This window comes from Chryseobacterium ginsengisoli, from assembly GCF_039542325.1.
Classification (GTDB): domain Bacteria; phylum Bacteroidota; class Bacteroidia; order Flavobacteriales; family Weeksellaceae; genus Chryseobacterium; species Chryseobacterium ginsengisoli.
In genome coordinates this window covers 375,743-391,566 of the sequence record NZ_BAABHX010000002.1, presented here as the reverse complement: position 1 = coordinate 391,566, position 15,824 = coordinate 375,743, and the positions used below count along the sequence as shown (strand labels likewise).

Below are 15,824 nucleotides of genomic sequence, written 5' to 3'. Positions count from 1 at the left end.
TGTTAGTCTCTATTTTTTACAAGAATCCAACCTGAGTAGGTAATTGGTGTGTTTCTCTTGTCATTTTCGTTCCATGAAACGGAGAACCAATAACTTCCTGTTGATATTTTTCTTCCTCCCACAGTTCCGTCCCATCTGTATTTATTTGATTTATCGGCTTTGTGAATCTGAGCTCCGTATCTGTCGAATACATTAAATACGAGGTTTTGTTTTCCTGCAAGAGATGAATAATCAATAGCATCATTTACTCCGTCTCCATTTGGTGTGATCACGTTGATTAAATTCGGAACAACGATTGTAACAGTGATTGGATCACAGTTATAAGCATCTTTTACAAAAATCTTTGAGTCACCTCTAGGAACGTTTTTAAATTCATTAGAATCCTGCCAGTGAATTCCATCGATAGAATATTGGTATGGCTGAGTTCCTCCCACTGCATGTACTGTAACTATATTATTTGAAATGTCAATACTTGAAATTACAGGCTGTTCTGAAGCATAAACTTTTACAGTCTGAGTGGCAACGCAATCTCCTGTTTTTAATTTAACCCAATATGTTCCAACTGCAACATTATTAATTGCCTGAGTGGTTGCACCCGTGCTCCATGCATAACTTGTAAATCCTGGTCCTGCATCCAAAGTTGTAGTGTCTTCAATACAAATAATTTTATCTTCCAAAACATTCGAAAAAACTGGAGGAATCACCTGTAATGTAACTTTTGCAATATCAAAACATCCAAAAGTATTGCTTACTCTTACGTAAACAACTCCAGTCGGAGCAATATAATTTATAGGATCTGAAATTTGATTTGTCTGATTTTCGGCATCCGTTAAAGACGGATAATATTGTTTGGTAATACCTGTTGAAGAACCAATTACCGGAGCTGTTGTAAGGTTGAATAATCCTGTTGAAGGATTGGTTTCAAGGAAACAGGTTCTTAAAGAAGCATCATTTGCTGTAACGGTCGGAGCAACCTTTAATGTGATCGTCGCATCATTATTATCACATAAAACCTGCGAAGGGTCTTTAATAACTACCGAAACAGTTGTATCTGCACTGTATTGGAAGTTTGTAGGATTGGCAATCGGAGCTCCTCCTGTGTAGTACGCAAATGTGTAACTATTTGGAGTTGTTGTAAGTTGTGAATTAAATGTAGTTAAATCAACTGTTGACATTCCTGTCAGATCCGGGCAGATATTTTTTGTAATAGCACCTTGCAATAATGGAATTTTATCTACATAAAGTTTTACGTTTTTAATAGAATGTCTCGATCTCGCACCTCCTGTAGAAGCCGAGAATCCGAAATATCCGACTGTTATTCCGGCTGCTGCACCTGAAGGAGCAAAAGACTGGTTACAAATCAATGCACCGTCAAGTGTAATTTTTATAATCCAGTTTGCAGGAGCTGCAGGATCTACTTGTGCATTTACTTCTACATGTTTATAAGTTGTTCCCTGAAAAGGATGAGTAGAATTCAGATCAGGAGAGTGAAAAGAACTTCCGGGAACGTTGAAAAATTCTATATTATTTGTATCTGTTGTATTTGCGATTTGTCCGTATCCTACGTGTATTTTGCTCATACCCGAACTCCCCGTAGCATTATTAAAGGAATCAAAACCTACAACCAGACCGATTGCATTCTGAGAAACTCCAATTCCGGAACCTAATACACTCGCAATTGGCGGATTCTGAAGATACCAAAATGCGATACCATCACCGTTATAAGTTTGGTTGGAATCCATTCTGAAATCAAATTCAATTCTCCACTTGTCACAATATTTTAAGTTAATGGGCTCATTCAAACGGATAGATCCGGATTGGTTTCCGACATCGGGAGTAAGCTGAACAAAATCACCACTTACAACAGTAGGAGCAACCATAGTCCATCCTGTGGTATTTACGGGAGTTCCTGTAAGTTGATAAGTCTGTGATGAAAGTTGGTTTGAAAAAAGAGAGAGTAAAAAAATGAAAAATAAAAGGGGGTAGCTTTTTTTCATATGATAAAGTTTATTAGATTGTCTGTTTAATTAAATATTATTCAAAATGTAAATTGGACAAGATTTTAAATAATATTCTGTTTATTTCTTAAGATTGAATTATTAATAGCAATATGTAATTGTTATTAATAAATAATTATATTTACAATGGATTGATAAAAGAATTATGACATTTTATGGCTATTTATTTTTGTTTAAAAGTAAATATAAAGTGTAAAGTTGTAATAATTATGCATTAAATAAGGAAATTAAACTTTTAATTAAATAGCATAAAGGATATAATTCTTTAATATTAATAAAATTTAACATTTGAAAGAATAATATTCTGTTTTGGTCTTGATTTTAGAACAGTAATTATGGAAATTATTCCATAAAAATCCAATATTGTAGATTGAAAAACCGTTTATTTTGAATTTTGCAGTAAAAAATATTAAAAAAAACAGCCGTACAATTGTACAGCTGTGTCCCTAAGATTAATTTAAGTAAAAACTTATAAATTTTTTACTAGAAGAAGATTTATTTTGTAAATTATTAAATCAAATTTTAATATATATTTGTTTTTAAATAATTCGTTGAAGGGTTAAAAATGAGACCACCCCCCAATTGGAGTGATCTCGGTATAAAATATTCCCTTTTACTTTTTATTTATTTCTATTAAATTTCTTACCTGTCTTACCATTTCCTGGTGTTTTGTTTTGAGTAAAATTAAATATAAAGAATATATCAATAAAGATTCTTTAATAATTAAGTAAAATAAACTTTAAAATAACAATTGTAAAGAATAAAATTCTGTATATTTGAGTAAATAATAACGCTTAAAAGAATAATATTCTATGGAACACCTCGACAATAAAGATTTACAGCTGCTTAGATTGCTTCAAAGTGATGCAAAATTGACTGTAAAAGAGCTTGCAAAAGAAATTAATTTGTCTCCGTCACCGGTTTTTGAAAGAGTGAAACGTCTTGAGCAGGAAGGATATGTTAAAAAATATGCCGCAGTTCTTGATGCAGAAAAACTCAATCTTGGGTTTACGGTTTACTGCCAGTTGAAGTTAAAAAGCAATGACAGCTATCTTGCTGTAGAATTTGAAAGAGAAATTCTCGAAATTGAAGAAGTCGCTGAATGTTACAGTATTTCGGGAGATTTCGATTTTCTTCTGAAGGTTTATGTGCGTGATATGAAGCAATATCAGAATTTTGTTTTTAATATTTTGGGGGCTGTACCTTCAATTGGAAGCACTCATAGCACTTTTGTAATGGCACAGGTTAAAAATACTCACGGATTGACGATTTAATGCATTTTCTATAATTTATTCTTAAAAATTTTCAATTAATATACTTAACTGTATTTTTCAATTTGATCTACAGTTAAGTATGTTAAAGTCTTTTTCGTAAGGTTTTATGGAACAAAATAAACCTCCAAAAAAAATCGGAGGTTTGATATTAAAATTTAAAATTCACTTGCTGTTAATCCTTCTGTGGTATCTAAAGTATCTAAACTTTTAAACTGCATCTGAGTTTCGGGTCTTTTTCTCATAGTGTTGATGGTTACATGCGGCCAGTTGATAGGTTGTGCCGATCCTGTCGCAGGGAAAACCAAATTGATCGTCTGAGAATATTGTAATAACTGATCTACGTTTCCATTACTGTCCTTAATGTCTTCGATCCAGAAAGTAGCGTCCATTTTTGTAGCATTCACATTCGTTTGGATAAATGGAATATTCAAAATTCCTCCATTGGCATCGGGTGTGTCTGTTGACATTTCAATAACTGTCATATTAGTTACTCCTCCCGTACTTCCAGCTAAACTTTCTAAAGTAGACTGAAGAAAAGCATTCGGATTAATCTGGTTAAATGCAGCAAATTGAGGTTTTCCGATAATCTGGTCAGAATATCCCAATTGATTGATTCTTTCTCCATTCAGCATAGTAGGAATTGAAGATGCAGGACTAAAGAAAGCAGTTCCAGGGTTTTCTGTTTCAATTGAGCTTCCAAGAGCTAATAACGAGTTTCCGTGAGGAATTGTCGACATACGAGCAATGGTATAACCTCCGTTTGGATTTCCTATGTTTAAAAATAATCCTGTTTCTACGTGAATGGTGGATCCTGCCGGAAAGCCACGTTCATTACAAAAATCACTTGTACATGCACTTACGATCTGTTGTTCATACAATAAACCGAAGATCATCTGTTCAACTTGCTGTCCGTTTACCACCGGACCGCGATTTCCCGCCTGTACAACAACAGGATTGAACGTCAATGTTTCTGAATAAGGAATCACTTCAAAGACAAATCCTTTATCCTGTCCCGGAACAGAAATGGTATTCCAGCCGGAAGGTGTCCCGTTTTCGAGCTGAACATTTTCCCAAACACCTACCAATGGAGCCAATGCTCCAAGATCCGATTCAGAAACTCGGCTTAAAGGTAAAACTTGAGCTCCGAGAGTTAATCCTCTCACTTTGCTTTCTAAATTCATTGTTTTTTAGTTTTTATGGTTAAAGTTTTTAGTTTAAAATTGAAATATTGCTTTTTTTATTTAATTGCAAAAGGCACAAAAGATTTTAACACTTTAGTTATTTTAATTTTAAAGTATTTCAAAAAATATCTTTTGAATCTTTTGCGGCTAAAAAAAATAAATTAAATATAATAAGCCCTCGTCTGAATTGCAGCTGGTGCAGACATGCTTGTACGAACTGCAAAAGCCGGAGTATCACCAATCAAGATTTCCATATCTTCTCTCATTTGATGAGAAGAATTTCCGTACTTCATTGTGACACGTTTTTTACTTTCTTCTGAGTTTAAAAAATGAAGATTGGTCGGTTGTAAAATATTCCAACGACAACCAATTAATTTATCATCAAATTTTCCATATTCTGTAATAGGAGAGAAGGCAGATATTTCAGGAATAAGATCCGCGACATCAGCTTCACAAGTAAAAATTGTTTCTTCACTGTTATCAGGATCATTGCAAGCTACCGTCCATGTATTTTGTCCGGGAACATTTAATGAGGGAAGATTAATCGTAAAGGTCGTTTTGAATTTCGGTTCTCCGAACAGTTCAATTCCCGCTTTTATAGCCATATCTGCATCGCAAGGAACGTGAACTCTTTTATGTCCCATTAATTTTGTTTGTTCTTCACCGCGTAAATATTCTTCGGCAGTTACAAAGGTAACATTGTCTTTTTGAGATTCTGGATAAGAGACTATGTTTAATTCGATTTCCTGAGTTGTACTTGCTCCGTTTGGAAATTGTCCTGTATAATTTTGAAAATTAAAGCTTACTAAAGCTTTTCCATCAAAATCTGCGGCAATTAATCCTGTGTTTTCAAGATATTTTACAACTTTTTCTCTTTCAACAAGAAATGCAACTTCAATATTAAATAATGTAGCATAATAAAACGGTAAGCCAAATCCTTCCGGAATTGGAGGTAATTGATTACTCATGGTTTTTAGTTATTGGTTTTTGAAAAATAATTCTACGGCATCATAAGATACCGTAGAATTTTTGTTTAAATTAAATTTTAACCTTTATGATAAGGACATCCTGAAGGTAGATTTACGCTTTCAATTGAAGCAGGTGTTGTCATGCTCATCCCTGAAGGAGCATTAAAAAACTGTTCTTCAATTATTTTTCTCTGATCCGCAGGAATATCCTCGATTTTACGAAGCGTATTAACCTGAATGTGAGGCCAGCTTGTTGTACCACCATCATTTCCGAAATCAAATTCGAAGAAAATGATTTGCTCATATTGAAGCTGAAGAATTTCTTTTCCGTCTTCAATCACAGTTTCGATCCACAAACGGAAATCTACTTCTACAGTCGGAACAAAACGATTAACAAAAGGAACATTTAAAATTCCGCCTTGTGCTCCGGTTTTCATTTTTGATGACATCTGAATAAGAACGTAATTAGCAACATTTTGTCCGCTCAACGTATCTCTCAATCTCATATCCGGTCTTACACAATAAGGATATAATTCGTCTGCAAGAATTCTTTGTGTATAGATTTTGTTTGAACCGGGATCATTTTCATCCGTTAAAGTTTCATGAACCCAAGCCGGAGCAGGCTCATCAAGATTGATTGGATTTGTAACACTTGCTCCTGCTCCTCCCATTGTTGGCGAAATAGCAAGATAAGGAGGATCCCAAGTCGCGTCACCGTAAGGGAATTGTGGAGCACCGCTAATCAAATAATTTGAACCACTTGGAGCAATATCTCCCAATAAAGTAATCGTACTTCCGTGAGGAATAACTCCGCTTCTTGAAATAGAATAATCAGGAATAAAATACGGTCCTGTAATTCCATCCATTGGCTTTATTTCCTGTGCGGGAATGATTTCATAATATTGTTGTCCTTCTTTTAACTGACTTAAAAGAATGTATGAAGAATTGCCGTTTTCGTCTTTTACTTCAACCAGCGGTTCGTTTCTGTATTCTCCTTTATAACCGTAATTTTGATAATCTTCCTGAGAAAAAGCGTGAATTCCACGGTCTTTTTTGATGGTTTCTTCGGTCGCAGCATAGTTGTAAACATCGCTTAACCAAAGATACATTCCATTTTCTTCGTGAATTCCTGCGTATTGTAATTCTGATTGTCCTTCAACTTTGTTGACACTTTTAATGGTTTGATCATATTTTACAGCACCACAGAATAATTCTGTTGCACCGCCACGGTTACGAACACCACCGGGAACGATTTCAAATGTTAATTTTTCAATATATTCTTCGGTATCAAAACTGAATTTTCCAGGAATTGTATTTTGATTAGTACCCGGAGAAGGCATAATCGTTGTGTGAATTCCGCTTCCCAAAGATGGTCTGTCGGTATTTTTATTGTAATTGGCATTGTAGCTTACCCAAGTTCCATCAAGAGCGGCTAAAACTCCATAATCAACATTGTTTGCTATTTCGTTCAGATTTTCTTCTCTGAAAGGTCTTACGGGATCATCAATTAATAGCTTTGAGTAGCCATCCATTAATTGTGCTAAATAGCCTTTTTGTTCTTCAGGTGAAGCTTTTAATAATCTCGCGTTAAGATCTTGAATGATCTCTTTTTTTCTTTTTAACATGGTATACTAAGTTTATCAGTTTTTATTAATTTGAAGGATATTCGAAAGTTGGTCCTGCATTATATTGAGAATCCAGCGGTTGGCTCATTAATCCGATAGCCTGTTCTTTTAAAGCATACATATACATGATAGATTTTGGCAATTCTTCAGCATTTCCTTCCACTGCAGCCTGAATTGCATCCAATAATTTTTTATAAGTGGCATTAAAAGCTTTTCCTTGTTCAAATAATGCTGGATTCGATTGATAATCTGCAATTTTTGGATTTGGTTTCATTGGATAAGCTGCGCTCCAGTCAACAGGAAGTGGTTTTCCGACAGGTGGAGTAGTAACGGGCATCATTCCGTTTTCGTCGGTAAAAGGTCTGTAATCTCCACCAACATAAAAATGTTCATGGAAAACTTCTTTAAATCTGAAATAATGTGCCAATTCTGCACCTTCTTCAAACTGAGAAGGATCTATATCGAAAATAGAATCATCAGCACCTTCACCTTGTCCTTTAATTTCCTGAAAAACAAGGATTACACCTTCCAAAGCATCAACAGGATGCAGTTTTCCACCACTTCCATAGTATTGTTCCGGACGGATCTGTTTTGAAGGATCTCCTGTGAAAATTCCACCTTTGTTTAACTCTTCAAAATTCTGTGGAAGTGTTCCGTATTCTTTGTAGTAAGCAATGATTTGGAAGACTACGATATAAAAGAATAATACATCATAATATTCACCGATCGTATGAACATTCTGCATCATGAAGTCTTTCATGTTTTCTAATGTCCAGAAATTATTTTCCTGCACTGCACTTCTTGAAAGTAAAGTAGAAGGTTCAATTTCAGGAGTGTATTTCGGAGCTTTTACCAAAGGATTGCTCGGACTTTCAATAGCGATAAAAGTCGCAATACTGTTTGATGAAAAAGTTTCCAGACCTACGAAGAAATCAACATTCATTGGCAGTTTCATCGGATAACTGGGATAATTTTGAGGTCTGTTTACCGATGGTTGAATACTTACTGCATTCATCACGTTACAAACCATGATCATGTGAAGCATTTCTTCTACAGCAACACTTCTGATGATTTGAGATGCTAAAATATTGGTTCCGTCTTTAATGGAATATAAAGCTGTAAGATAAGGTGGAATTGTAGAATGCTCAATTAAAATTGCAGTCTGCAAAAGGTCTTGTAAAATCGGTCTGTAATCTAAATCTGCCAATCCATTTTTAACTTCAGAAACCTGTGTTCTTGAAAGTTCTGCAGTTGGAGTTAAAGTAGAAAGTTCTGAATTAAATTGTGAACTTAAATATTCATTAAACTCGTTAATCTGATTGTTTAATAATAAATTTGTCAGCGTTTTGCTGTGGTATTTTAAACCTTCAGTCCAATCATCCTTGCTGATTTTAGAATCAAATAATAATGACTGTAAAGAGATTGTTTCTGCAACGATTGTATTTTTAGCTAAAGAACTTCTTAAAAGATTGTTACTTTCCTGAGGTTCTGTTTTATTGATAAGTCTTTGTCTCATGTTTTCTATTTTAAAATGGTTTCCAGATCTTGCAAAATGGATTCTACCGAACGAATGGTGAATGCTGATAAAGTTAAAGTAGGATTTGAAGTTCCTAAAGTGGTCATATTTCCTGCTCCGACAATGTATAAATTCGGGTGATCCCAAGCTTTACAATAACTGTTGGTTACAGAATCTGATGCATCGTGACCCATTCTGTGAGTTCCCACAATATGTCCTGCTCCGTTGTAAGAATATCTTACATTATTGTAAACGAAGGTGTTGTTGTCCGTTGCATTGTATTTTGTGAAATCATCAATACCTAATCTTTCAAACATTTGATCTGAAGCCAGTTTTGCCTGTTCCATCGCTCTTTTTTCATAATCCGTTAATTCATAATTGATAACAGGACGCGGAATTCCCAAAACATCCAGATATTCATTATTAATCGTAACTCTGTTATTTGGATTTGGCAGCTGTTCAATTTCAAAATGGAATAAAACCTGTCTCGAAAGCCTGTAAGCCAAAGCTTCCTTTAATTCTTCACCAAAAAGTCCTTGATTCAAAAATTCTGAAAGATCGGATCCCGGAGAAAAAGTCGGCCAACTCCATCCCCAATTGTCTAGAGGAGAGATCCATGCAGAAAATTCGCTTCTGAAATTTCCGTCACGGAAAGAAGATATGTTAGTGGTAGAACCAGGACCTCTGTAAGAATAAACAGGGTCCGGGAACAATCCCCAAGTCAGCATTACCATATGATCCATTAAATTTCTTCCGACCTGATCGCTGTTGTTGGCGACTGTTTTTTCAACTTTTTGCCCGTCTTGAATAACAGTGTATTTTGAATTTAAAAGAATTTTAGGATTTTCAAAAGCATTGGCAGCAAGAATTACAATTGATTCGTTGGTATCAATTACCTCTTCAATAAAATCTGTTTTTTCTTTAGAAATATATCTTCTTAAGTGAACTTTTGATATTTTATCCTGATTCGTCTGATCTACACTCAATCTGTAAACCACACTCTGCGCTTGAACCTGAATATGAGGATTTCTCTGTAGATTTTCGTTTTTATTAACTTTGTATAAAGCTTTTTTCAAAGTTTTTAAAGCGTTGTATTTTGCCTGAACCGGACAGATCGGAACACATGAAGCATTTCCTTCGCAACGTTCTCCCTGATAAGGATTCCAGACTGCGCCGAGAGCTTTGTATTCTTCATTTTCTATATTATTTAATGATAATTTATATCCTGATTCTGAAGGATTTGCTTTGATCAATTTTGCTTTTCCATAAGCAACATTCGGAGTGGAATTTCTTCCTTGTGGTGACGGAACAAGCATTAATGGAATATTTTCAAAATTCAACTGAACTGAAGTACCTGCCAATCCATTAATAATCTGCTGATCCATATAACTTTGCGGAATTTCATCCATCGGAAAAACATAATCTTTACCGTAATATTCTTCCATGCTTTCTTTAATAGGATACTCTTGCGCAGAAACATTTCCTGAAACCCCGATTTCAAATTCAGCCATTTCATAATAAGGCTTTAAAGTATCGTAATCGATCGGCCAGTCCATTGCTCTGTCGTATTTTTCTTTCAATCTGAAATCGTTCGGAAGCATTCTTGGCGTCGTTCCCAGCCAGTGAAGGGTAGTACCGCCTCCAACTCTAATTGCGTCACTTGCAAAAGGCATCGGTCCGAACTGTACCAAATATCCTTTTTTATCCGGAAATGGCGGAATGATTGGCTGCATATCCAAAACATTCGGCGAAGGAGCCTGTTTCAGATCCGGATACGGTGAATTCGGAACTTTTGCTTCTTCCATATAAAATTTACGGATGTAGTCGTTGTAATTGACCATTGAAGAGGCGGAGTCCAGTTCCAGCCCGGCTTCTAATCCGGCTTCATACATTAGAATTGATAATTCTTTATATGTTTTTGAATCGTTCATTTCCGAACGGTGAATCATTTTTTTTGTATCTGTATCAAAAACATGATCTGTTAAAAGTTTTGCAATCAAAGATCCGGCGATTCCCGTTCCTACGATGATTACGTCTTTTTTTTGCTGTGGTTGTTCTGTCTGATTCATGAATTGCTGTTTACAGGTTTAACACTCCAAGATTTAAAGCCCGGCTGTTTTGCTCCCGGTGGATGAGCGTGCATTACGTTCCAAACCAATCCTTCTTTGTAAGATAGATCGTTTACATAAGCACCTTCCCAAGTTCCCAGATACCAAAGTGTGATCACGCTTTGAGCAATTTCCTGAGTTGCAGGATTGGATAAAATATCAGCAGAAATAGCATTGTTCAATTGGTCTTGGGTATAAGAATTTTCCAATGCAGTTTTAGAAACGTTCAGGAATTCTGTAAAAGTTACAGCTTCGATCTGACCAAGAATATGCTTGTAATAAATCTCGGCTAAGCCTGTAGATTGCAGTTCGTTCACGGAAAATCCTGTGAGGGATTCTGAGATCGCCATGAACACGTCGTAATAATAATCGTCGACGTTGAAGATTTTGTTGATAATCATTTCGTTGAATTTTAATGGTTAAGTTTTTAGTTTTAAAGGGAAGTTTTGTTTTCTATCTTCTCATGTAATGATTTTAATTAATTATTTCCTGATGATAAAAGTAAATATTTTTCACATTGATTTGAATAAAGAGTATTTATTTAGAATCTTTCAAAAGAAAATGTTAAATCGAAAAAATGCTGTAAAAATTATCATTTATTTTTCTGAAATTTTAATAATGTTTTAAAAAATATGGGAGTTGGAAATTGCAAAATATATTTAAGGTTAATTTTTAATTAAAAAATACTTAAATTGAAATCTGACTCAGTGGTTTTCCATCTCCCAAAAAGTCATCCTAAAAACAAAAAACTTGAGAATTCCCAATGAAATTCCCAAGTTCCCCTGACTTTTACTTTATTAATTTTTACTTTTTACATAGATTTGGATTTATTTTTTCATGATTTTTTTTACTAAGCTTTTTCCGTTTTCAAATGTTACTTTTACAAAGTAAATTCCTTTTGGAGCATCAGTAATATCAATTTGCTGATCTGTCATTCTTGCAGCAATAATTTGTCCGACTGCATTGGTAACTTCCGCCGATTTGATTTTTCTTTCATCTTTAAAATAAATGACTCCATTCGTAGGATTCGGATAAATGCCAAAGCTGTCATTATTTTTAATATCATTCACGGAAAGTGTGTTCAAAGAAATTCTTTTCACTCTCGTGCCGCTTTGTGTGTATGCCAAGACCAAATAATTATTTACAGGATCGATAGCAATATCTGCAAATGTAGACGCTCCGTCAGAAACAAAATCTCCTCCGACTTTTGACCAGTTTCCTGTTCCCGCATCGAATCTGTACACTGTATTTTTGGTATGATTTGCATTCGAACTGTCCCAAATACTCGACACAACATATGGAATTCCGCTTGTAGAAACGGTCAATGCCGTATTGTTTACCACAGTATCAGAAAAATTGGCTGCTCCAATCTGGATCCACGAATTTCCGTCGAATTTTTTTACATTCAATTTTCTTCCTTCCGCTGTGCTGGAAACATATAGAACGTAAGGATTATTATTTCCGTCTAAAGCGATGTCTGAAAACGAGTTATCAGATGTGTAACCGTTTCCGGCTGTTGTTCCGCCAAGCAATGTCCATGAATCTGTATTTGAGGCATTTGCATTAATTTTATAAACTTTTACACCACTTGCAATCTGACAAGCGTAAATAGTATTGTCTGAACCAATTACCATTTTTGCAAATGTTGCTCCGCCTGCAAATCCAGCCGTTCCTACCTGTTCCCAAACTCCGTTGTTATACCTTCTCACGGTTCCGGAACCGTCTGAACTATAGGCAAAAAGCGTATTTGAAGGCGAAACTGCCATTGCCTGATAATTTACGCTTGTAGAAGTTACATTTGGCAAAGATCCCCAAGTTCCTGAACTAAATTTTCTTACCTCCATTCCTGTTCCCGGATAGCCGATTTGGTTGCTGTAGTAAACTGCTCCCTGAGAATCCAGAGTTAATGCATTGAAAGTTGCTGTTCCTGTTGTAATTCCTGCAGAGCCGCCGAGATATGACCATGAATTTCCGTCAAATTTCTGTACCGAACCTTTGGCCACAGAAACATCATAATAAGAAAGGTAGTAGTTTCCTGAAGCATCAATTGCTAAATTATTATAACTTGATCCGCCCGCCGAAACGATAGAAGAAGATCCTACATTATCCCACTGTTGTGCATTGGCAAACATATTCAGGGCAATTCCACAAACCACAAGAGTTTTTCTGAAATTAAAAAAAGAGTTATTTTTCATAATAAAGAATGTTTTAAAAAAGGGTGAATTTTTTTGTGAATTTTCACGTGTAATAAATGGTGATTTTGCGCAGAATTCTTTTGGTGAAGAACTATCAACAAATTTATTGCTTGAATGAAATAAACACTCTTTTTGAAACAGATTTATTAAAAAATGACATACTCATTACATACTTTCTGATGTTTTTGGATGCTATTTTTGTGAATTTTGTAAAAAATGGAAAATTTATATCAGGATTATTAAGTTAAAAAATAAGATTTTTATTTATCTGATAATTGGATATGATCGTTATCTAATTAATATTTATTTAATGTAAATTTTAAAATATTAATAATTTCTAAATCCGAAAATAAAATGAAAATTGTAAGGTTTTAAATACCATCAATCCAATTATAAATATCAATCGATTGTGGAATTTCAAACTTTTTTCGAAGCCTGTATTTTTTATTCTGAACCGTTCTGGTTTCTATAAATGTATATTTCGCGATTTCTTTTGTGGTTAATTTTAATTTCAAAAGAGCACAGAATTCAATCTCAGATTGTTGAAGTTCTGGGTTTAATTTTAATAATTTACCAGAAAATTCAGGGAAAACATTTTCAAAGGCAAACATGAAACTTGGATCATTATTTTTAATAAGCTCAATAAGCTGATTGTAAGTTTCCTGCAGGTTTTGATTGATTTCAACGTTCTTTTTCTTTTTAAATTTAAAATACAGAAATAACGAAGCCGCAATTGCTAAAACCGAAGAAATTCCCAAAAGGAAAAGGTTTCTGTTAGATGATTTGTTTTGTTCCTGCTTATCTTTACTGATCACTTCCTGCAAAGAATTGTACTTACTCTGAAGCATCTGAAGATCATACTGTTTTATTTTATTTTCATAAAAATCGGCACTGTCTTTTTGATTTGTCAGTTGATAGATTTCTCTTAAAGACTTATGTATGTTATTAATATTCAGCTCGATTCCGATTCTTTTGCTGATCTTTAATGCTTCATGGAAATTTTTAATCGAGTTTTTATAATCTTTTTGATTCTTGTAATATTGACCGATCACTGTAAAATTATCAATCATCGATTTGTCTTCCGAAATATCCGCAGGTTTTATCTCAATCGATTTCTGAGCATAATAATAAGCTGAATCTAAATTGTATTGCGCATAGATATTAGAAATATTGGAGTAATTCAGATATTGAAAATTGGCAAATTCTTTTGGGTTTTTCAGCTCAATTCCGCTTTTTATTTCTTCAAGAATTTTTTTTGCAGCATTTTTTGGTTCATTTTTATCTAAATAAACATTGGCAAAACTACTTAAAACATTGGCTTTTGCATAGAAAATTTTCTTGCTTTTTGACTGGTCTTTTTGAAGAATTTCATAAGCATTATTTAAATGAAGAATGGCTTTATCATAAAATTTATTCACAGAATAGGTCTCTGCGATGTAAATATTTCCCATTGCTTCATAATATACATTATTATATTCTTTAGAAGCTTTTTGTAACTGTTCTGAAGCAATAATCAAACTGTCAACCTGATTTTTATTGTAAAAATATCTACATTTTTTTTCCAGTAATTTCATCTCAGAAAGAGAGTCTTTTAATACTCGGGATTCTTTAATGAGCTGATTGATTTGCAGATAAGCCTTGTCGATATTGGTATTAAAAAGTTGAGAATTGGAGGTGACTTTATCTTTGAATTCTTTATTAGTTCCTTTAGACTGAGAAAATATCAGCGAATAAAAAAATAAGCTGAAAAAAAATACCGGTCGAACAGCTTTTTCAATCATTTATAAATGGTACAACTTTGAAATTAACTTAAAAAATGTGAATGATCTCGTAAAATTAATAATAAAATTAAAGATTCGTGATGAAAAAGGGGAGAATTTCCTTTGATTTATTATCATTTTCAAACAAATTTTAATCATTTTCGGTTAATTTGCCTGAATATTAAGAATTTTCTGCAATTTTTCTTATCATATTTTTGAAATTTAATTACATGCAATTTCAACTCTTTTTATTTTCGTTAAATTATTCTTTTTGAATTATTTCTAAAATCCTAAGATTATATTTAAAGGATACTTATCATAAAATTAAAGCAAATGTTATCATTAAAATTCGATATGTAATGTGTTGAAAATTAATTATTTGTTTTGAATATTATTATTGATTGAAATGAATTTATATATTTGTCATATTGCATAAATGTTAAATATTAATGACTCAGAATTTTATCCATACCTATGTTTCCGTTGATTGTGTTGTTTTTGGTTTTGATCACGAAAACCGATTGAATATTTTATTGGTTCAACGTCATATTGATGTCCCTGAAAGACAGAAAAGATTACCGGGAAGCTTGATTTTCAGCAATGAAGATGTTGATGATGCGGCAGAAAGGGTTTTACATGAACTTACCGGTATCAAAAAAATGGTGCAAAAACAATTCAGATGTTTTGCAGATCCTTTACGTGCAAGTAATGAGCACGATATCAAATGGATGGAAAAAGAATATAAACAACAGATTGACAGGATCATGACGGTTGCTTATCTCTCTCTTTGTAAGATCGATCATAAAATTAACAGCACAAAATATGATACGGTAGATTGGTGTCCGATCGATGAAATTCCGTCGTTGCCATTTGACCATAATAAAATTATCAACGAATCTCTCATCGAAATAAGAAGATGGATCGAAACAGATTTCTCCATTATTTTCGAATTGCTTCCTAAAAAATTTACAATCAGACAATTATATCAATTGTACGGTGCATTAAGTGAAAAGTATATTGATATTAAAAATTTTCATAAAAAGATTTCCTCTTTCAATTATATTGTTGCGTTGGATGAAATTGAGAAAAACGTCTCTCATCGGGCGGCAAGATATTATAAATTCGATGCTAAAATTTACAAGAAAAACAATACTAAACTAATCAAATAATTCCTTTTTT

11 protein-coding genes are annotated in these 15,824 nt (G+C 33.7%); 2 read left to right on the top strand and 9 right to left on the bottom strand.

Annotated elements, in window-relative coordinates:
• Window positions 1-2 precede the first annotated feature (2 nt).
• Complete coding sequence (locus ABD940_RS06860) at window positions 3-1,997, bottom strand: T9SS type B sorting domain-containing protein (protein WP_345201433.1); 1,995 nt, start codon at window positions 1,995-1,997, stop codon at window positions 3-5.
• Window positions 1,998-2,830: 833 nt separating this feature from the next.
• On the opposite strand from ABD940_RS06860, the gene ABD940_RS06855 reads away from it, so the two are divergent.
• Entirely contained in the window at window positions 2,831-3,292 is a 462-nt protein-coding gene (locus ABD940_RS06855; RefSeq protein ID WP_345201431.1) for an Lrp/AsnC family transcriptional regulator, read from the top strand.
• Window positions 3,293-3,447: 155 nt separating this feature from the next.
• Here the strand turns inward: ABD940_RS06855 and ABD940_RS06850 are convergent, their stop codons facing one another.
• From ABD940_RS06850 to ABD940_RS06815, 8 genes are all read right to left on the bottom strand, one after another.
• Entirely contained in the window at window positions 3,448-4,473 is a 1,026-nt protein-coding gene (locus ABD940_RS06850) for a heme-binding protein (protein ID WP_345201429.1), read from the bottom strand.
• 161 nt (window positions 4,474-4,634) lie between these two features.
• On the bottom strand, window positions 4,635-5,441 hold the full coding sequence (locus tag ABD940_RS06845) for a hypothetical protein (protein WP_345201425.1): 807 nt from the start codon (window positions 5,439-5,441) through the stop codon (window positions 4,635-4,637).
• 77 nt (window positions 5,442-5,518) lie between these two features.
• Entirely contained in the window at window positions 5,519-7,066 is a 1,548-nt protein-coding gene (locus ABD940_RS06840) for a peroxidase, FMP-type (protein WP_345201422.1), read from the bottom strand.
• 25 nt (window positions 7,067-7,091) lie between these two features.
• Entirely contained in the window at window positions 7,092-8,582 is a 1,491-nt protein-coding gene (locus ABD940_RS06835) for a ferritin-like domain-containing protein (protein WP_345201418.1), read from the bottom strand.
• A 5-nt stretch (window positions 8,583-8,587) separates the two neighbouring features.
• Complete coding sequence (locus ABD940_RS06830; RefSeq protein ID WP_345201416.1) at window positions 8,588-10,651, bottom strand: GMC oxidoreductase; 2,064 nt, start codon at window positions 10,649-10,651, stop codon at window positions 8,588-8,590.
• Entirely contained in the window at window positions 10,648-11,091 is a 444-nt protein-coding gene (locus ABD940_RS06825) for a sugar dehydrogenase complex small subunit (RefSeq protein ID WP_345201414.1), read from the bottom strand. Before ABD940_RS06825 ends, ABD940_RS06830 begins: the two co-directional genes overlap by 4 nt.
• A gap of 426 nt (window positions 11,092-11,517) precedes the next feature.
• Window positions 11,518-12,885: a T9SS type A sorting domain-containing protein gene (locus tag ABD940_RS06820; RefSeq protein ID WP_345201412.1), complete on the bottom strand. Its 1,368-nt coding sequence runs from the start codon at window positions 12,883-12,885 to the stop codon at window positions 11,518-11,520.
• Between the two features lie 371 nt (window positions 12,886-13,256).
• On the bottom strand, window positions 13,257-14,666 hold the full coding sequence (locus ABD940_RS06815) for a helix-turn-helix transcriptional regulator (RefSeq protein WP_345201409.1): 1,410 nt from the start codon (window positions 14,664-14,666) through the stop codon (window positions 13,257-13,259).
• A gap of 428 nt (window positions 14,667-15,094) precedes the next feature.
• Here ABD940_RS06815 and ABD940_RS06810 point away from each other — a divergent pair, with 428 nt between their 5' ends.
• Complete coding sequence (locus ABD940_RS06810; protein ID WP_345201405.1) at window positions 15,095-15,814, top strand: NUDIX hydrolase; 720 nt, start codon at window positions 15,095-15,097, stop codon at window positions 15,812-15,814.
• Window positions 15,815-15,824 lie beyond the last annotated feature (10 nt).

Excerpts from the sequence above, each read along its gene's own strand:
- ABD940_RS06860 (WP_345201433.1), bottom strand. The coding sequence starts at position 1,997 with ATGAAAAAAAGCTACCCCCTTTTATTTTTCATTTTTTTACTCTCTCTT.
- ABD940_RS06850 (WP_345201429.1), bottom strand. The coding sequence starts at position 4,473 with ATGAATTTAGAAAGCAAAGTGAGAGGATTAACTCTCGGAGCTCAAGTT.
- ABD940_RS06810 (WP_345201405.1), top strand. The coding sequence starts at position 15,095 with ATGACTCAGAATTTTATCCATACCTATGTTTCCGTTGATTGTGTTGTT.
- ABD940_RS06845 (WP_345201425.1), bottom strand. The coding sequence starts at position 5,441 with ATGAGTAATCAATTACCTCCAATTCCGGAAGGATTTGGCTTACCGTTT.
- ABD940_RS06825 (WP_345201414.1), bottom strand. The coding sequence starts at position 11,091 with ATGATTATCAACAAAATCTTCAACGTCGACGATTATTATTACGACGTG.
- ABD940_RS06835 (WP_345201418.1), bottom strand. The coding sequence starts at position 8,582 with ATGAGACAAAGACTTATCAATAAAACAGAACCTCAGGAAAGTAACAAT.
- ABD940_RS06820 (WP_345201412.1), bottom strand. The coding sequence starts at position 12,885 with ATGAAAAATAACTCTTTTTTTAATTTCAGAAAAACTCTTGTGGTTTGT.
- ABD940_RS06855 (WP_345201431.1), top strand. The coding sequence starts at position 2,831 with ATGGAACACCTCGACAATAAAGATTTACAGCTGCTTAGATTGCTTCAA.
- ABD940_RS06815 (WP_345201409.1), bottom strand. The coding sequence starts at position 14,666 with ATGATTGAAAAAGCTGTTCGACCGGTATTTTTTTTCAGCTTATTTTTT.
- ABD940_RS06840 (WP_345201422.1), bottom strand. The coding sequence starts at position 7,066 with ATGTTAAAAAGAAAAAAAGAGATCATTCAAGATCTTAACGCGAGATTA.
- ABD940_RS06830 (WP_345201416.1), bottom strand. The coding sequence starts at position 10,651 with ATGAATCAGACAGAACAACCACAGCAAAAAAAAGACGTAATCATCGTA.